12 protein-coding genes and 1 pseudogene are annotated in these 18,843 nt (G+C 45.9%); 10 read left to right on the plus strand and 3 right to left on the minus strand.

Annotated elements, in window-relative coordinates; translation table 11 throughout:
• Positions 1 to 104: 104 nt before the first annotated feature.
• From ppk1 to P3C17_RS05920, 7 genes are all read left to right on the plus strand, one after another.
• Entirely contained in the window at positions 105 to 2,225 is a 2,121-nt protein-coding gene (gene ppk1 / locus P3C17_RS05890) for a polyphosphate kinase 1 (protein ID WP_300928536.1), read from the plus strand.
• Complete coding sequence (locus tag P3C17_RS05895; protein ID WP_300928537.1) at positions 2,222 to 3,799, plus strand: exopolyphosphatase; 1,578 nt, start codon at positions 2,222 to 2,224, stop codon at positions 3,797 to 3,799. Before ppk1 ends, P3C17_RS05895 begins: the two co-directional genes overlap by 4 nt.
• Before the next feature lie 44 nt (positions 3,800 to 3,843).
• Positions 3,844 to 4,956 (plus strand): AI-2E family transporter, encoded by a 1,113-nt coding sequence (locus tag P3C17_RS05900; protein ID WP_300928538.1) that lies wholly within the window; start codon positions 3,844 to 3,846, stop codon positions 4,954 to 4,956.
• A gap of 122 nt (positions 4,957 to 5,078) precedes the next feature.
• Complete coding sequence (locus tag P3C17_RS05905; protein ID WP_300928539.1) at positions 5,079 to 5,429, plus strand: DUF6488 family protein; 351 nt, start codon at positions 5,079 to 5,081, stop codon at positions 5,427 to 5,429.
• Between the two features lie 26 nt (positions 5,430 to 5,455).
• Positions 5,456 to 6,778, plus strand: coding sequence for a hemolysin family protein (locus P3C17_RS05910; RefSeq protein WP_300928540.1), 1,323 nt, complete (start codon positions 5,456 to 5,458; stop codon positions 6,776 to 6,778).
• Positions 6,779 to 6,876: 98 nt separating this feature from the next.
• Positions 6,877 to 7,677: an undecaprenyl-diphosphate phosphatase gene (locus P3C17_RS05915; protein WP_300928541.1), complete on the plus strand. Its 801-nt coding sequence runs from the start codon at positions 6,877 to 6,879 to the stop codon at positions 7,675 to 7,677.
• An 87-nt stretch (positions 7,678 to 7,764) separates the two neighbouring features.
• Positions 7,765 to 9,075 carry an amidohydrolase gene (locus P3C17_RS05920; protein ID WP_300928542.1) on the plus strand — a complete coding sequence of 437 codons (1,311 nt, stop codon included), beginning with the start codon at positions 7,765 to 7,767 and terminating at the stop codon, positions 9,073 to 9,075.
• On the opposite strand, the gene P3C17_RS05925 is transcribed toward P3C17_RS05920, so the two are convergent.
• A complete protein-coding gene (locus P3C17_RS05925) occupies positions 9,044 to 10,003 on the minus strand; it encodes a putative sulfate exporter family transporter (RefSeq protein WP_300928543.1) in 960 nt (319 codons plus the stop codon). The two genes, P3C17_RS05920 and P3C17_RS05925, sit on opposite strands and share 32 nt — an antisense overlap.
• 94 nt (positions 10,004 to 10,097) lie before the next feature.
• Between P3C17_RS05925 and P3C17_RS05930 the strand changes: the two are divergent.
• Positions 10,098 to 10,970, plus strand: a pseudogene (locus tag P3C17_RS05930) (LysR family transcriptional regulator).
• Here the strand turns inward: P3C17_RS05930 and phoR are convergent.
• Entirely contained in the window at positions 10,957 to 12,276 is a 1,320-nt protein-coding gene (gene phoR / locus P3C17_RS05935; RefSeq protein WP_300928544.1) for a phosphate regulon sensor histidine kinase PhoR, read from the minus strand. The pseudogene P3C17_RS05930 and the gene phoR overlap by 14 nt on opposite strands.
• Before the next feature lie 36 nt (positions 12,277 to 12,312).
• A complete protein-coding gene (phoB, locus tag P3C17_RS05940; RefSeq protein WP_233081357.1) occupies positions 12,313 to 12,999 on the minus strand; it encodes a phosphate regulon transcriptional regulator PhoB in 687 nt (228 codons plus the stop codon).
• 389 nt (positions 13,000 to 13,388) lie between these two features.
• On the opposite strand from phoB, the gene P3C17_RS05945 reads away from it, so the two are divergent.
• Positions 13,389 to 16,073, plus strand: coding sequence for a hypothetical protein (locus P3C17_RS05945; RefSeq protein WP_300928545.1), 2,685 nt, complete (start codon positions 13,389 to 13,391; stop codon positions 16,071 to 16,073).
• Positions 16,074 to 16,185: 112 nt separating this feature from the next.
• Entirely contained in the window at positions 16,186 to 18,831 is a 2,646-nt protein-coding gene (locus P3C17_RS05950; RefSeq protein WP_300928546.1) for a TonB-dependent receptor, read from the plus strand.
• Positions 18,832 to 18,843 lie beyond the last annotated feature (12 nt).

Genomic DNA, 18,843 nt, shown 5'->3' on the forward strand with positions numbered 1-18,843 from the left:
CTGAAAAAAATATTCCTGTATTAAAGGATCAGACCCTTGATCCTTTCATCAGTCTGTCATAAAACTGCCATAGAGTAGCTCCGGAACCCGATCAGGAGCGCGCTATGGTCTTTGCAGAGTTAAAACATACTGTGAACGATACGAATTATTTCCCCCGCGAATTAAGCTGGCTGGCCTTTAATGGCCGTGTGCTGCAGGAAGCAGCAGATGAACGTAACCCGTTAATTGAGCGGTTACGTTTTTTAGGTATTTATTCCAACAATATGGATGAATTTTTCCGGGTCCGGGTCGCTGATGTGAAACGTCGTATCCTGCTGAAAAAATACCATGCCAATGAGCAGGAAGATGCGGAGCAGTTACTGCACGATATTCAACATATAGTGCTGAAACTGGGTGAGCGCTTTAATAAAATTTATGACGATTTACAGCAGGAACTGCGTAAATACAATATTGAGCTGATTGATAACTTTAAGCTGACCGATGCCCAGGCTCAATGGGTTCGCAGCTTCTATCGCAGTGAAATACAGCGGCATTTGTCCCCCATTATTTTATCCGCTGAAGAAGTGAAGCTGGCGAAGCATTTAGAGGATAACGCCACTTATCTGATGGTAGAAATGACAGGTTCCAATAAAGCCGAATACGCCATAGTGCAGGTTCCTACCGACGTGATGTCACGTTTTGTTGAGTTGCCGCTCCATCTGAATAAAAGTAAAAAAAGAGGCCGCTTCCGCCGGCAAATTATTTTGCTCGATGACATCATAGTGCATTGCCTGAAAGACTTATTTGATGGCTTCTTTGATTTTTGCGAAATACAGGCTTTTTCACTGAAACTGACCCGTGACGCTGAATACAATATCAGCGATACACTGGATCAGTCGTTAATAGACAAAATGTCGAAAGGCATTAAACAGCGGCTGAAATCAGAGCCTGTGCGAATGGTTTACGACGCACATATGCCTGAGCATATGTTAAAAATGCTGAAAAAATTACTCGGCTACAGCTCTTATGATTCTTTAATACCGGGCGGTAAATACCGTAATTTCAAAGATTTTATTGGTTTTCCTAATATCGGCCATCCGTCTTTAGAATTCCCGGCCATGCCTGTGCTGAAAAGCCCTGAGTTTGAGCGTCATACCACAAGTTTTGAGGCGATCCGCACGTCGGATATTTTGTTGTATTACCCTTACCACAGCTTCAGCTATTTTACCGAGTGGGTTCGTCAGGCGTCTTTTGATCCAAAAGTAACCACCATCAAAATGACAATGTACAGGGTGGCAAAAAACTCGCGCGTTATAAACTCGCTGCTTGATGCTGTGCGTAACGGCAAACAAGTCACAGTAGTGGTTGAGCTGAAAGCCCGTTTTGATGAAGAAAACAATATCAACTGGGCACGCCGTATGACGGAAGCCGGTATTGAGGTGATCTTTGGTCTGCAGACCTTAAAAATTCACTCTAAGCTCTGTTTGATCACCAGACAGGAAAAAGGTAAAACCGTAAAGTTTGCCCATATAGGCACAGGCAACTTCAACGAAAAAACCGCCCGTATTTATACCGACATGAGCTTATTCACCTGCCATAGTGAAATTTGTGATGAAGTGGACCAGGTGTTTGAATTTATTCAGTACAGCTACAAGGCGTTTCAGTTTAACCATCTGATGGTGTCTCCAACCTGGAGCCGGCCCAAACTATGCGCCTTAATAGAGCGGGAAACCAGTTTTGCTACTTCAGGCAGAAAAGCTGAAATCACGCTTAAAATCAACAACCTGGTTGACAATCAAATCGTTGATTTACTCTATAAAGCCAGTATGGCAGGAGTGAAAATCCGCATTATTGTGCGCGGTATGTGCTCATTGATCCCTGGTATCAAAGGCCGCAGTGATAATATTCATGTGATTAGTGTGCTGGACAGATTCCTTGAACATGCCCGAATTTATGTGTTTAACAATGGCGGTGACACCGATTTGTATATCTCCTCCGCTGACTGGATGACTCGCAATCTGGATCAACGGGTCGAAGTGGGTGTGCCTATTTATGATGCAGCCATTAAGCAGCAAATTATGACGACCCTGGATATTCAGTGGCATGACAATGTCAAAGCCCGGATTATTGATAAAGATCAAAGCAACCACTATGTAAAAAGAGGCAATAAGCGTAGCATTCGCTCCCAACAGGAAATCTATGATTATTTTGCTCAGTTGCAGCAATCCACTCAGGCCGGCACATGACCCACTGGACCAGCACAGATACGACAGATACCCAAAAAGCCGCTTATATGGCGGCAGTTGATTTAGGTTCCAACAGCTTTCATATGGTGATAGCTCGTGTGGTAGATGGCGCTTTGCAGCTGTTGCACCGCGAAAAACAAAAAGTACAGCTGGCCGAAGGTTTAACAGAAGATTTATTGTTAACCGAAGAAGCCATGTTGCGTGGTTTAGCTGTGCTGAGCCAGTTTGCGGATACCTTACAGCCTGTGCCGACAGAATCGGTGCGGGTTATTGCCACTTACACCTTAAGGCGGGCAAAAAACAGCGCTATGTTTTTACGCCGCGCTCAGGATGTATTTCCTTTTCCTATTGAAGTGATTTCAGGTCAGGAAGAAGCTCGTTTTATTTATCAGGGCGTGGCCCATTTTGAGCATTATCAAGGGCGTCGGCTGGTGATGGATATAGGCGGCGGCAGCACTGAGTTTGCCATAGGCGAAGGCTTTTTACCTATCAGACTGGCCAGTCGTAATATGGGTTGTGTCAGTTATGCCCAGTTTCATTTTCCCAATGGCCGCATCAGTGCGAAAAAGTTTGAGCGGGCTATTTTACAGGCCGAGCAGGAACTGGAGCCTATAGTATCCGCCTACCGCGAAACAGGCTGGCAACAGGCCGTAGGCACATCAGGCACTATTAAAACCATACGCGATATTATTGTTGGTTTAGGCTGGCATCCGGCCTGTATTGAGCTGGAGCATTTACTGCAATTAAAAGACTTGCTGATCGCGCAGGAAAATAGTCTGCAACTGGATTTACCTGGCTTAGCAGACGACCGTAAATTACTGATTTGTTCTGGTTTAGCGATTTTAATTGCCGCATTTAATATGCTCAGCATTTCGCAGATGTATTATGTCGACGCAGCTCTTCGTGAAGGCGTGCTCTATGAAATGAGTGACCGGCTGCATCACCATGATATTCGCGAACATACCATTCAAAGTCTGATTAAAAGATACAGCATTGATACCAGTCAGGCTGACAGAGTTCGCAGCACAGCGTTGGAGTTGTTTGCTCAGTTGCGCCACAGCTGGCAACTGACTGACGAGCTGGCTGATTTATTAAGCTGGGCGGCCACAGTGTACGAAATAGGCCTGCATATCAATTCTTCCAGCGTACAGCGCCATTCTTCCTATATTCTAAAAAATGCCAACTTACCGGGGTTCAACCAGGAACAACAGCAACTCATTGCGACTTTAGTACGCTCACATCGTCGCAAAATTAAAAGTGAGGATCTGTCGCAGTTTTATCTGTACAGCGCAAGCACAGTGGTGTCTTTACTGGTGTTATTGCGTCTGGCGGTATTATTAAACCAAAAACGACGTGACGACTTTTTGCCTGAACTCAAAGTCATAGGTAAAAATCAACAACTGACGCTGCAACTACCGAAAGAATGGCTGGAACAACAGCCCTTATTAGTAGCTGATCTGCAGCAGGAGCAGTTTCACCTGAAAAAGATTGCTTTTGTGCTGGATTGCCCCTATTTGGTAGAGTGCAGCTTGCAAAGTCCCGGGTTTGATCCATCCAGTCCGGATGAGGAATAAGCATTTCATACCCAGGCTCCAGAGACAAAAAGGAAAAGTTACAAATGCCGCAGATTTTTAGTAACGACGCCATCAGCAGAGCTTTATTGCTGGTTATCCTCGGTGCAGGAGTATTCTTTTTTGTCGGTTTTCTGGTTCCTGTACTGGCGGCACTCATTATCTGTTTTGCCAGTTGGCCTTTGTACCGTCACCTGTTGAACCACTGCCGCAACAATTCCATGCTGGCCGCCAGCGTCGCTATCATTGCCATAGTCTTAGGATTAGTGATCCCACTGGCTATGGTGTTCAGTTATGCGATGGAAGAAATTCGGGCCTGGATTGAGTGGTTAAAACATGCCAATGAACATGGTGCAGTAGTGCCGGATTGGCTCAAAGCATTACCCGGAGTAGGTGAAACCTTAGCCAGCTATTGGCAAACCTATTTAGCCGAACCTCATCAGCTGGGGCAAGTTGTCAGTTTAGTCAGCGGCGAACAAATCAGCGGTATCTCCAAATGGGTGCTGAACTTTGGTTGGACTACAGCCGGATTTATGTTGACCTTATTGTTTATGCTGATCACCTTGTTCTTTTTATATAAAGACGGTGAGCGTATCGCCTGGCAACTGGATACTGTAGGTGAGCGTATTTTGCCTGACCGCTGGAACCGCTTTTCACGCGTTGTGCCTGCGACTGTTAGCTCAACCGTTATAGGCATGACGATTATCGCTATTGGCGAAGGCGTTGTGTTAGGGGTCGCCTACTGGATAGCAGGTGTGCCCTCTCCTGTCGCTTTTGGGGTGTTAACAGGCTTTATGGCACTGATCCCTGGTGGCGCACCTTTGTCTTTCACCTTGATTTCAATTTATCTGGTCGGTACAGGCGATTTAACCGCTGGCGTTGGTTTGTTTTTATGGGGCAGTATTGAACTCTTTATTGTTGATAAAACCATCAGACCTACGCTAGTGGGTGGGCCAGTCAAACTGCCTTTTTTACCGACCTTTTTTGGTTTAATTGGTGGTGTGCAAACAATGGGCATGGTGGGTTTATTTGTTGGCCCAGTGCTGATGGCGCTGCTGGTTGCTATCTGGCGGGAATGGATCAGAGCACCACAACCTCTGGCTGATGATCCACAACAACGGATCACAGCCAACAATAGGCCGTCAGAACCAGTTCCATAACATAAAACTCCGACCACAAAACACCATAGGTTTTGTGGCAAAAGAAACAAATTACTTTACTAGTCTAAAATGATAGGTAAGATAAATTTTTATTTTTACAGACTAAATACACACACTCTAATATGAACCCTCTCCGAAGGAGCGCTGTAGTCTTTTTGATTGCAGCGTTGACACAATTTACAGCACTGGCTGATGCGTCTATGACGCATTCCGAAGCCATTAAACATGCAGAACACTCTATAGTCCAGTTGCAACAGCAGCAGGTTATTGCAGAGCATTGGTCTTCTATATCACCAAAATATGCACAAAAAGCCTCATCCACCAACCAGGAAGAGCTTTGGGTGGTGCGTTTTATTGACCCACAAGCCCGAAAATTCAACGAACAAAACTTATATCTGATCCTATCTGATTCAGGACAGTTGATAGAGTACAGCTATCAATTACCCACTTCTTATTTGTTAGTTCAACCTTAAACTCAACGGAGTCTAAATAACACGCTATGGAAATCTTTATTCTTGTTGGCCTGATCATTTTGAATGGTCTGTTTGCTATGTCGGAAATCGCAATAGTGACAGCGAGAAAGTCGAGATTAACTGCTTTGGCACAAAGCGGCAGCAGCTCCGCCAAAGCAGCATTAAAGCTGTCTGAAGATCCCACTCAGTTTTTATCTACTGTGCAGATAGGTATTACTTCTATAGGTATTCTGAACGGTATTTTCGGTGAATCTATTTTGGCCGAACCTTTATCAGTCTGGTTGCAAAGTTTTGGTTTTGCTCCTGAAGTGACCAGCATAGTCTCCACCATACTGGTGGTTATCATCATTACTTACGTGTCGATAGTGGTAGGCGAACTGGTGCCTAAACGTATTGGTCAGGTCAGCGCAGAGCGTATTGCCTGTTTGGTAGCCCGGCCTATGGCTTTTCTGGCTATAGCAACCAAACCTTTTGTTTGGATGCTGTCGGGTTCAACCCACGCTATTATGAAGTTTTTAGGTTTTAGCCATATTATTGAAGACAATGTAACTCATGAAGATATCCAGGCCATGTTACAGGAAGGCTCAACCGCAGGTATCATTGAACATTCTGAACATGCCATGGTGAAAAATGTGTTCCGTCTGGATGAACGAAGCATTTCTTCGTTGATGGTGCCACGTTCAGACATCGTCTATTTGGATGTGAACAAGCCGATAGAAGACAACCTGAAGCTGGTGATGCAGGCGCCTCATTCGCGTTTTCCGGTATGCCGCAATAACATTGATGATTTAGTAGGGATAGTTTCAGCAAAGCAGCTGTTAGCCCAGTCTATCGCCGGCAAAGAAATCCATATCGCCTCGCTGGCCAAAACCTGTAACTATGTGCCTGATAGTTTATCCGGCATGGAGTTGCTGGATCACTTCAGAACTTCAGGTAGCCAGATGGTGTTTGTGGTTGACGAATATGGCGACTTAAAAGGCTTAGTCACCTTGCAGGATATGACAGATGCGCTGACCGGCGAATTTGCGCAGGATGATGATGAAGACGATCAGATGATAGTGCGCAGAGAAGATGGCAGTTTATTGATTGATGGCCTGATCCCTATGATCGACTTTAAAGACGCGCTGAATATCCGTGAGATCCCTGATGAAATCGAAGGCCGCTTTCAAACACTAAACGGTATGGTGATGTACCAATTAGGCAAGATCCCACAAACTGCAGACATAGTGGAAGTTGCAGGCTGGAAACTGGAAATTGTCGATATGGATGGTAAGCGTATTGATAAAGTTCTTGCCAGCAAACTTCCTATTGACGAACAGGCGTCAGACCCTGATCATAAGACAGGTTAATTCTGCCAGCTAAATCCGGGCCTCCTGTTGCAGGAGGCTTTTTTCAAGCTGAACTGATAATACAAGGTTCACTTTAATCACCTGCATTATGGATTGTTATGACCACACTCGAAATTATTGTATTGGCTTTACTGCAAGGTTTTACCGAGTTTTTACCTATCTCAAGTTCGGCTCATTTGATTTTACCTTCGCAGTTGTTAGGCTGGAGTGATCAGGGACTGGCTTTTGATGTGGCAGTGCATTTAGGCACACTGGCCGCCGTACTGCATTACTTCCGTCGTGATGTAGGTCTTATCAGCGTCAGTTGGTTTGGCAGTTTCAAAGGGCAACATGACCAACACAGCCGCATGGGCTGGCTTATTGTATTGGCTACTATACCTGCAGCTTTGTTTGGTTTATTGATCAAAGATTTTATTGAAGTCTACGCCCGCTCTGCTGTAGTGATTGCAAGCACAACCATCATCTTTGGTTTGCTGTTGTGGTACGCCGATGCAAAAGCCAAACAAATCAAAGAAACAGACCAGCTCACAGTCAAAGATGTGATCATTATTGGTCTGGCGCAGGCTATAGCTCTGATCCCTGGTACCTCACGTTCAGGTATTACCATGACAGCAGGTTTGATGCTGGGATTAACCCGACAAGCGGCAGCCCGTTTCTCCTTTTTGATTTCTATCCCCATTATTCTGCTGGCCGGTGGTTATCAAACGCTGAAATTACTGAAAAGCGAACAGGCAGTCGACTGGACTGCTTTGGGCTTAGGCACAGTGCTGAGCTTTATCTCGGCTTATGTTTGCATTCATTTTTTCCTTAAAGTGATAGAAAAAATGGGCATGATGCCTTTTGTGATTTACCGTTTGGCTTTAGGTGTATTCCTGCTGGCTTTCGTGTTTTATTTTTAAACTCCGTTTCCGGCAAAGTGTCGCAAGGCACTTTGCTTTTCTAAGCTTGTACCAGTATGGTAGTGACTTCACCCAGAAGGAACTATCATGTCGAGAACTCTATTTTCTGTTCTGCTGGCCAGCGCTTTTTCGGCACAAGCCAGTACAGATTTAAAACCCCAAACTGAAACTGCGATTCAAAACATCCAACCACAAATGCTGCAATGGCGCCGTCATTTCCATCAATACCCTGAACTGTCGAACCGGGAAGTCAATACAGCGAAGAAAGTCGCAGCGCATTTAAAATCTCTTGGTTTAGAAGTGCAAACCGGCATCGCTCATCATGGTGTTCTGGGCGTATTAAAAGGCGCTAAACCTGGCCCTACTGTGGCCTTACGCGCAGATATGGACGCTTTACCTGTCACAGAGCAGGTCGATTTACCTTTTGCCTCTAAAGTACGCAGTACTTTTAATGGCCAGGAGGTAGGTGTGATGCATGCCTGTGGTCACGATGCCCATACCGCTATGCTGATGGCGACCGCTTCAGTGCTGACAGAGTTTAAAGCACAACTTGCCGGAACTATTCTGTTTGTATTTCAGCCCGCCGAAGAAGGTCCGCCTGCCGGTGAAGAAGGTGGCGCTAAGCTGATGCTCAAAGAAGGCGTCTTTGCTAAATACAAACCCGATGCCATTTTTGGCCTGCATGTATGGCCAGGTCCCGCTGGTCAGTTGCAGGTAAAAAGTGAAGGCATCATGGCGGCGGCTGACAGTTTTAATATCACTGTCAAAGGCAAGCAGGTGCATGGTTCCAGCCCATGGCGTGGGGTGGATCCTATAGCGGTGACAGGCCAGTTGATCACGGCCCTGCATCAAATTCCGGCTCGTCAGTTAGATGTGACTCAGGCCCCTGCCGTGTTGTCTGTAGGGCAAGTGCATGGCGGCGTACGCTGGAACATTATTCCGGATGATGTGAAACTCGAAGGCACAATACGCACTTTTGATCCACAAATGCGCGAGCAACTGCTACAAAAAATGCAGCACACTTCAGAACATATAGCGGCGGCCAGTGGTGCTACTGCTGAATTTCATAACCATAGTTTTGCGGCTGTCACCTGGAATGATGCCACTTTGACCGAATGGGCAATGCCTAGTTTGCACTGGGCTGCTGGCAAAGCCGGGGTTGCGCCAATTAAACCTATTACCGCTTCGGAAGACTTTTCGTTTTTCCAGCAAGAAGTACCGGGGGTGTTTTTCTTTTTAGGCATAGCCCCGGAGAATACTCCGGTGGAACAAACAGCGCCTAACCATTCGCCACTGTTTCAGGTGAATGAGCTGGCACTGGAAAATGGCGTTCGGGCTTTAACAGCTCTGGCTTTGGACTATCTGGCTAACCCGGCAAAAACAGATAAGAAAGACTAAAAAGTAAGCTCATCACCAATGCGGCAAAGATAAACACTTTGCCGCTGCATTGCTTCAAATCCTGCCAACAGGTTAAAAGCCCTGTCACCAGCATCGCAAAAATCAGACAACTTTGTGACAGCAACACAGCGCCCTGGCTGAACCAGGCTGGCACGGAAAAAACCATAGTGAGTACCAAGACGGCGATAAACGCCAAAACAAACCACGGAAACACCAACCCATCTTTCGTTTTACTGTTCAAACTGAGCAGCAGTAAAAAAGGCACCAGTAAACACACCCTGAATAACTTGGCGATCACCGCCTGCGGCGCTGCATCCCCTAACTGACTGCCTGCGGCCACAGCCTGTGATACTTCAGGTGCTGTGCTGCCAATCAGCCAGGCCAGTTGTGCCTCCGGCAACCAGCCAGTTTGCATCAATACAGCGTAGCCCAACAAGGATAACAACCCCATCAACAACACCACAGCCAGACTTTGAGTTAAGCTTGCCTGACTACTTTGCCGAACCGACCAGGTGGCAAAAATAGCTGAAGTCCCACAAAAACTTAAACCACAACTGATCAAAAGCACCAGCTCTTTGGGTAATTTAAACAGCGTGATACCAAGCCAAAACGCAGCAGTTAGTATCAGCAGCACGACAAAAAACAACTGCATTAAAGCCAGGGGCTCGGTTTGCAGCACCAGTTCAGGCTCCACACTAAAAGCAAATAACACAATACCCAAACGTAAGGCTTTTTGCTGCCAGTTGGCGATAGTATCCAACTGAGCAGCCAACAACTGGCGGGGCTGAACAGACAGCAAAGGCAGCACAAAAGCGGCCAGCAAGCCCAGTATCAAAGCGATAAAAACCGGACTGATCACGTGCTGCAATTCAGGCACAGCCAAATAACATAAATGCAGTAATAAGCTAAGCAGTAACAGCACCAGCATAGGAATTCATCTTCGTTGGAGTGACAGCGCTATTGTACTGCGCTTTAGAAATAAGAATAATGGATTAATCTTATCATTCAGATTAAATAAACAAATGAATTATCCCAGTCCACGCCATTGGTTATTATTGGATGCCATTTGCCGGCAGCATAGCCTGACCAAAGCAGCTGACCAACTGGCATTAAGCCAATCAGCAGCAAGTCAGGCTTTAAAAGAGCTGGAACAACGACTGGGCCATCCGTTATTTCTGCGCCAGGGGCGGCAATTGATCCCAACTCAACATACGCTGGATCTATTACCCAAGTTACAGCTGCTACTTGAATTACAACAGGAACTGGTGAACTCAAGCCCGGAAAAAGGCCAGTTGCGGCTGGTCGCCAGTGAAACTGTAGGTTGTTATTTACTGCCCGCTTTATTGGCGCAATTTACTGCCTTACACCCTCAGATTGATTTTAAATTGCGGCTTTGCAACAGCAGTGAGGTACTGCACCTGATGCACCAGCAGCAAGCACAACTGGGTTTTGTTGAAGGACCGGTGTTAAGTGCGGAGTTTCATATTCAGCACTGGTGACAAGACCTGACAGTGCTCATAGGCAACCCGCGCCTGCATCAGAATTTATCGACAGAACAGTTATTGGCAGAGCGCTGGATAGTGCGGGAACAAGGTTCAGGTACCAGGGCTGTGTTAGAGCATGAACTGGCCCGCTTACACTGGGCTCCCAACAATCTGTTAGAGCTGGAAAGACCCGAAGCTATTAAGCAAGCCGTAAAACAAGGTTTAGGCATAGGCTGCCTGCCTTTGCTGGCGGTGCAGGATGAAATCAAAGCAGGACAATTGGTAGTACTGCAAAGTCCTTTGCAGCTACAACGGCATTTCAGATTGGTACAACATAAAAATTATCGGCCCCCCTTGCTGCAAAAATTTTTGCAATTTTTGCAGCAAGAAGGCCCTGTTAATGGGGTTTAACTGTTTTACGCTTGGGCTGAGATTCAGCAGGTAAACTAAAGGAGAAGCTGCTGCCTTTTTTCGGTTCACTGAAAATCATCAGCTTGCTGTTATGGCGTTGCAACACGTGTTTGACTATAGCTAAACCTAAACCTGTGCCGCCTGTGGCGCGGGCTCTGGCCTGGTCAACCCGGTAAAAACGTTCGGTTAGACGTTTCACATGCTGAGGCGCTATACCTTCGCCATTGTCGCTGACACTAAACACCGCTTTTTGATGCTGCCGTACCCAACTGACCTGAATTTCACCACCATTAGGGGTGTATTTAATTGCATTGGTGATCAGGTTAGAAAAAGCACTACGTAACTCTTCACGAATGCCAGACACCATTAAACCCGGTTCAATGGAAAAGCTGATCTGATGCTGTTTTTCCCGGTTTAAGGTTTGGGATTCCTGCTCCAGCATCGCCAACATAGCCGGCACATCAATATGGTCTTCAAACTGCACTTTGGCGGCGGCTTCAATACGCGACAAGGTCAGCAATTGCTGTACCAGAGCATCCATACGTTTGGTTTGTTCCAGCATCACAGTATGAGCCTTGAGCCAAATGCCCTCATTCGGCAGGTTATCCGCGTCCATCACTTCCAGATAACCTTGTAATACAGTTAAGGGGGTACGTAATTCATGAGAAACGTTAGCCACAAAGTCTTTACGTACCTGCTCCAGCAGTTTTAGTTGGGTGACATCACGCACTATCAACAAATGCTGATCGTCGCCGTACTGCAGCATACGGTATTCCAGTACTAAATCTTCGTTAACCGGAGAAGACAACTCCAGTGGCTGGTCAAACTGTTTGTGCTGAATATAAGTCTGAAATTCAGGATTTCGTATCAGGTTATCAATCCGCTGACGCTCATCCTGTGGCCAGCGTAATCCAACCAGTTGCTGCGCCAGTTTATTGCACCAGATAATGGTCCAGTCACTGTTCAGCACCACAATGGCATCAGGTAAAGCTTCAGCGCCGTCACGAAAACGTCTGATCAAGGAGCGCAATTCTTTATTCTTTTTGCGTGCTTTGCGCTGACGATAATAAATACCGTCAAACACTTGCTGCCAGCTGCCATCACCAGCTGGTGGCGTCAGTTTTTTATCACGCCATAGCCACTTGTCCAGCAAAAAAATATGCCGGTAATTCCAGCCAAGCAGTACAACAGAGGTCAAAAATAAAGCAGGAAACAGCAGGTCAAACAACCAGCCAATTAGCGCAACCACAAAGAACAAGAGAAAGATTTTGCTTAAAATCTTTCTCTTCGACAATAACAAACGCATAGCACCTTCTCATATCGCCAAAGTAAATGGGAATGGTTATTTGGCAGAGAAACGATAACCTGAACCCCGTACAGTTTGCACTAAACGGTCATGCCCAGCCACAGAAATGGCTTTACGTAAACGGCGTATGTGAACGTCTACTGTTCTGTCTTCGACATACACATTAGTACCCCAGACATGATCCAGCAATTGTTCACGGCTATAAACACGCTCTGGGTGTGTCATAAAAAAGTGCAGCAAACGGAATTCTGTTGGCCCCATATCCACAGCCTGTTCGGCTGCAGTGACACGGTGTGATACCGGATCCAGTTTTAAACCCTGCACTTCAATCACATCATCCAGGCTGGTTGGCGCCACACGACGGATTACAGCTTTGATACGTGCCATCAGCTCTTTTGGTGAAAATGGCTTGGTGACATAGTCGTCAGCCCCCACTTCCAGCCCACGAACTTTGTCTTCTTCTTCACCACGAGCCGTGATCATAATGATTGGAATAGTGCGGGTAAGCTCGTGTCCTTTCATTTTTTTTGCAAACTGAATACCGCTGCCACCAGGCAACATCCAGTCCAGCAAAACTAAATCCGGATAAGGTTCTACCAACATATTAACGGCCGAATCAAAATCTTCTGCTGTGCTGGCTTGATAGCCATTTTGTTCAAGTACAAAACACAACATGTCACGGATCGGCGCTTCGTCTTCTACGACCAGGATTTTTCTAGACATAACCCTCTACCAATTCAAGCTAATTTATTGATTGTGACCAGTATGGCGTTAGTTTATGACATTTTTATGAAAGAGAAGCAAGCAATCTGCCCTGTGCTGACCAGTTGACGGGTTCAGAACACAAAACACGCAGGTTTTACCCGTTACTTTCAATGGAAATAAAAAACAATCAATCTGCTTACATTTTGCTAATAAACAAAAAAGTCTTTCGGATGACAGTTTAATGAACCTTTTTTGACAGAATCGCCGCTATGGCGCGCCAGCCGTGACCTGCAATTTAAGTTCAATCTCTTTAGCACCCACTGTAATAAAACAGTCATTAAGCCTGAGTATGGTTAGCCCCAGCTTTTTATAACAACAGTATTCCCGTAATTATTGGAGATAGAGTGATGGCTTTACGTAACTTCTTAAAATTGAGCGCAATTGCCTCAGCTTTAGTATTAGCTGGTTGTGGTGGCGGTGATATTAACATCAACACTGGCAATGGCGGCAACGGCGGTGGCGGCGTAACACCTCCTCCAACCAGCGATTGCCCTTCTTTTGCAACACAAGTTGCAGACTTAGCTGGTGTAACCACTCCAGTTTGTGAAATCACCGGTGCTATCACCAGCAACACTACATTAACTGCGGATATCGCCTGGGCTTTGTCTGGCAAAGTCACAGTAGGTAACGATAACGCCAACAGCGCCACTTTAACTATTCAGCCTGGCACTAAAGTCTTTGGTAAAAGCGGTGCCGACTACTTAGTAGTAGCCCGCGGTTCAAAAATTCAGGCTGTAGGTACAGCCACTAACCCTATCATCATGACTTCAGTAAACGATATGTTAGGTTTATCTGATGAAGAGTCCACTGCTGAATGGGGCGGTTTAGTTTTATTAGGTAAAGCCCCAACCAATAAATGTGATCAAGCTAATTTAGCCAACTGTCAGGTTGAAGCTGAAGGTGAAGCTGGCCCATATGGTGGTGATGATCCAGAAGATAACAGCGGTGCATTAAAATATGTACAAGTCCGTTATGCAGGCTTTGAGGTTATTCCAGACAACGAATTAAACGGTATTACTTTTGCTGGTGTAGGCAGTGGCACTACTGTTGAATATATTCAGGTTCACAACAACCTGGATGATGGTGTTGAGTTCTTTGGCGGTACTGTAGATGCGAAATATGTAGTATTAACAGGTAACCGTGATGACTCTTTAGACTGGGCTGACGGCTGGACCGGCCGTATGCAACACGTATTAATCCGTCATAATCCAAATGACACTAAAGCAAACCGCGCTATTGAAGCCGACAACCAATCAGGTAACCTCACTGCTTTGCCAGTCAGTAACCCTAAGATTTCCAACATGACTATCATTGGTAACAACTTTGATGGTGAAGATGATTCTGAAGGCATTTTATTACGTGCCGGTACTGCTGGTGAGTTATACAACGTGGTTGTGACAGGCCCTGAAGGCATGGGGGAATGTTTCGACATCAACTCTCAGGAATCGGTTAACAACGCCACATCAGGCGCTATTATCTTCCGCAACTCTATTCTGGATTGCGCTGAACCAGTGAAGAACGCAGAAGACGAAGCTGGCAATGAAATTCTGGATACCACAGCCTGGTTTGCTGAGCAGCCAAATAACTTCATAGGTGATGCATTATTAGGTGGTTATGTTCCTGCACCTAACTCACCTGCATTAGCTAATGGTTATAACGTAGCCAACGAAGTCGACGGCTGGTTTGATGATGTGGACTACATTGGTGCCTTTGATGGCACTACGGACTGGACCAAAGGCTGGACTGTCGGTCTGCATGCTGAAACTGGTACTGGTTTAGATTCTTGCCCAACAGGCACTACTGAAGTAGCCAGCTTAACAGGCCGTTTAAACTGCCAGTTAACAGGCGATATCACCACCAACGTAACTTTAGCAGCTGGCGCTGACTATGTATTAAGTGGCCGTGTACGTGTGGGTGTGGATAACACCACCAGCGCTACTTTAACAGTACAACCTGGCGTCACTATCTACGGCAAATCAGGTGCTGATTTCTTAGTGGTTACCCGCGGTTCAAAACTTATGGCCGAAGGTACTGCGGCTAACCCTATCACTATGACTTCTGTACAGGATGTGATTGGTTCACCTACTGCAGCTGGTCAATGGGGTGGTTTAGTTTTATTAGGAAAAGCACCAACCAACAAATGTAATCAGGCTGATTTAGCGAACTGCCTGGTACAAGCTGAAGGTGATGCGGGCCCATACGGTGGTCCGGACTCTGCAGACAGCAGTGGTTCATTAAACTACGTTGTAGTCAAACACGCTGGCTTTGAAGTTATCCCGAATAACGAATTAAACGGTATTACTTTTGCTGGTGTAGGTTCAGGCACTAAGTGCTCAAATATCCAGGTTCACCAAAACGTGGACGACGGTGTGGAATTCTTCGGTGGTAGTGTGAACTGTAAAAACGTAGTTCTTACTGCTAACGGCGACGACTCAGTCGATTGGGCTGATGGCTGGAACGGCAAAATGCAGTTTGTATTAGTAAAACATGCTGCTGACGATGCCAAAGCCAACCGCGGCATTGAAGCGGATAACCAGTCAGGCAACCTGACTGCATCTCCAGTTTCAAATCCTACTATCGCAAACATGACTATTATCGGTAACAACTTTGATGGTGATGATGATTCAGAAGGCATTGTGTTGCGCGCTGGCACTAACGCCCAGTTAGCTAACTTCGTAGTGACAGGCCCTGCTGGTATGGGTGAATGTCTGGAAATTGAATCTGCTGAATCTCAGGCTTTTGCTGCAGCTGGAGCCTTAACTATGACCAACTCTGTTATTGCTTGTGCTGAAGCCACTAAAGGTGATGTTGTGCCTGGTGTGACGACAACCGAAGCATGGTTCCTGGCTCAGGAAGGCAACAAATTAGCTGCTAACCAGGCCGCTGTATTAGACGGTATCTTCACCATCGACACTAACACGCCAAAAGATATGACTGAAGTTGATTCCTTCTTCGAAGCAGTTGATTTTGTCGGTGCAGTTTCTGAAGGTGATGATTGGACAGCTGGTTGGGCTGTAGGTCTGGACGACTAAGACCACCATAAACTGCCGGCTCGCTGGCAGTTTTGAATTCACTTAGTGCCGGGCCTCCCTTGGATAAGCCCGGCACATTGATGTACGAATTAGCTGATAGGACCAAGTTCAAATGAGCAGCAAGCAAAGTTTTAAAATCAGTCAGGTTGGCCGTAGTGTGCTTCTGGCTTTAGCCGCCACAGCAAGCATAGTGCCTGTATCGGCCCAGGAAACTCCTGCACAACCAGCAGAACAAGAACAGGCCGTTGAACGTATTGAAGTATCAGGTCGTCTGATGAGTTCAGCCGCTTCCGCTGCTGCAGAGCGCCGTGAACAACCTTATGTCGCAGAATTATTAGGCATGGAGCAAATCTCCAGAGCAGGCGACAGTAACGCAGCCACAGCACTGCGCCGGGTGACAGGTTTAACTTTAGTTAAAGACAAATTTATTTATGTGCGTGGTTTAGGGGAACGGTATTCCAGTACCTTATTAAACGGCGCTATGGTACCAAGTCCGGATCCAACAAGAAACGTCATCCCTCTGGATATGTTCCCGGCCGGTATTATTGAAAGTTTAGTCGTCCAAAAAGCTTATTCACCTGAACTACCAGCAGCTTTTGGTGGTGGTAGCGTCAATATACGTACAGCATCTATTCCATTGCAGCGCAGCTTTAACTTATCGGTAGGTACTGGTTATAACAGCCTGAACAGCGATAAGGGTTACAGCTACAACGGTGGTGGTGATGACTGGATGGGTAGCGATGATGGCACCCGTACTATGTCGCCTGAACTACGTGCCGCTTTAGATACTTACGGTACCATTAACCAGATTAATATAGCTGAAGCTTTAGGTGGTATTAACGCTGGTAACCTGGCTCAGGCCGCCACTATAGTGCGCGAGTTAGGTTTAGCGTTTAACCGTGATATTGATGTACAACGCGAAAGTGTGAAGCCTGATTTTGATGGCAGTGTATCTTTTGGTGATAAATTCGATATTGGGTCCTCCGTTTTTGGTGTGATGGCTGGTGTTAGCTATGACAGATCCACGCAAAATATTGAAGAGCAGGAACGTTATTTTTCAGTTTCTGGTGATAATTTAGTACCTTTAAATATTTACGACGATATTAAAGGTACAGAACATCAGGTGAAATTGTCTGGTATGCTGAACTTTGGTTTAGAGCTGGATGAAAACCACCGTTTTGAGACAGCATCTATTTATCTGCGAGATACTAAAGATGAAGTCAAAGTAAAAAACGGTGACAGTATTGAAACCGTTAATGAAGCGAACAGATCCAACACAGATACTTCGTTACGTTACGAAGAACGCTCAATGTTCAGTAACCAAATCCGTGGCCGCCATATGTTGCCCTGGTTATACGACATCAGTGTTGACTGGCAATACACAGACGCCAAAGCCGAACGTGATGCTCCGGGCGAAGTGGAATATCGTTACTTAAACGAAATTCAGGACGATGGAACTGTAACCTCATTCCTGCGCCGTAACCAAAACGCAGTGAACTACAGCTTCGGTAAGATGGAAGATAATACTGAAAACGCCAGTTGGAATGCCAAACTACCTTTTACCTTAGGTAAAGCTGAGATGACGTTGAACGGCGGTTATTCTTACTTCGAGCGGACCCGTGAATCTCAAACTAACCTGTTTAACTTCAATACAGTGGGTTACAGCCTGGAACAATTAGGACAGAGCTTTTCAGAGATCTTTTCTGATGAAAGCATTCTTAATACCGCTAACGGCTTCCAGATTTCCAACGTGACCACTCAGGCCGACGACTATATAGCAGCGCAGATGATCGATGCAGCTTATGTTGGCATGGAAATGAACTACGACTATCTGCTGCGATTAAACGTTGGTGTACGTTATGAAGACTTCCGCCAAATCTCTATCCCGTTAAATGCGGATGGTGAAATCAGTGGTAATGTCGAAGACTTCCCGCTGAACGAAGATGGTTTTTACCCTTCTTTGTCTTTAACCTGGTTTGTCAGTGACGATTTACAAGCCCGCTTTGGTTACAGCAGCACAGTGGTTCGCCCAGACTTACGTGAAGTCACACCAGTGCTCTTTATCGACCCGCTGACTGACTTTAAAGTGACAGGTTTTTCTGGCCTGGAAAGCACAGACATCAGCAGCTATGATGCCCGTTTAGAGTGGTACTACGACGAAAGCAACTACAGCGTGGGTGTGTTCTATAAAGACCTGGATAAGCCAATCGAGTCTATTGAATTAAGTGGTTCAGACGGTAACTTACTGATGTCATTCCGTAATGGTGACACCGGTGAAGTGTACGGTGTGGAAGCGGAATTCCTGCAACAATTGAATATGTTTGAAGGCAATAACTGGCTGGATAACTTCTTTGTGGCCGGTAACTTTACCTACAGCGAATCTGAAATCACTATTCAGCCTTTTGCCGGTACTAACCTGACCAATCTGACACGCCCGTTAAGTGGTCACTCCAAGCACGTGGTGAACTTGCAGTTAGGTTTCGATTCGGATAACGACGAGCATAACGCGACATTAACTTACAACGTATTTGGTAAACGTATCGCTTTTGCTGGTGTGAACGACAAAGACGATGCCTACGAGCAGCCGTTTAACTCATTAGATTTCGTTTATTCTTACACGCCGTTTGAATCTACTTCCGTCAAGCTGTCGATGAAAAACATTCTGGATGAAGATGTTGAAATTATGCAGCAAGGTGAGTTGTTACAGCGCCGTGTTGAAGGCCAAAGCTACGGTTTAAGCTTTAGCTATAAGTACTAAGTATCTATTCTC

This window comes from Rheinheimera sp. 1928-s, assembly GCF_029269265.1.
GTDB lineage: Bacteria > Pseudomonadota > Gammaproteobacteria > Enterobacterales > Alteromonadaceae > Pararheinheimera.

Coding starts and splice junctions, on each gene's coding strand:
- ppk1 (WP_300928536.1), top strand. CDS start 105: ATGGTCTTTGCAGAGTTAAAACATACTGTGAACGATACGAATTATTTC.
- P3C17_RS05895 (WP_300928537.1), top strand. CDS start 2,222: ATGACCCACTGGACCAGCACAGATACGACAGATACCCAAAAAGCCGCT.
- P3C17_RS05900 (WP_300928538.1), top strand. CDS start 3,844: ATGCCGCAGATTTTTAGTAACGACGCCATCAGCAGAGCTTTATTGCTG.
- P3C17_RS05905 (WP_300928539.1), top strand. CDS start 5,079: ATGAACCCTCTCCGAAGGAGCGCTGTAGTCTTTTTGATTGCAGCGTTG.
- P3C17_RS05910 (WP_300928540.1), top strand. CDS start 5,456: ATGGAAATCTTTATTCTTGTTGGCCTGATCATTTTGAATGGTCTGTTT.
- P3C17_RS05915 (WP_300928541.1), top strand. CDS start 6,877: ATGACCACACTCGAAATTATTGTATTGGCTTTACTGCAAGGTTTTACC.
- P3C17_RS05920 (WP_300928542.1), top strand. CDS start 7,765: ATGTCGAGAACTCTATTTTCTGTTCTGCTGGCCAGCGCTTTTTCGGCA.
- P3C17_RS05925 (WP_300928543.1), bottom strand. CDS start 10,003: ATGCTGGTGCTGTTACTGCTTAGCTTATTACTGCATTTATGTTATTTG.
- phoR (WP_300928544.1), bottom strand. CDS start 12,276: ATGCGTTTGTTATTGTCGAAGAGAAAGATTTTAAGCAAAATCTTTCTC.
- phoB (WP_233081357.1), bottom strand. CDS start 12,999: ATGTCTAGAAAAATCCTGGTCGTAGAAGACGAAGCGCCGATCCGTGAC.
- P3C17_RS05945 (WP_300928545.1), top strand. CDS start 13,389: ATGGCTTTACGTAACTTCTTAAAATTGAGCGCAATTGCCTCAGCTTTA.
- P3C17_RS05950 (WP_300928546.1), top strand. CDS start 16,186: ATGAGCAGCAAGCAAAGTTTTAAAATCAGTCAGGTTGGCCGTAGTGTG.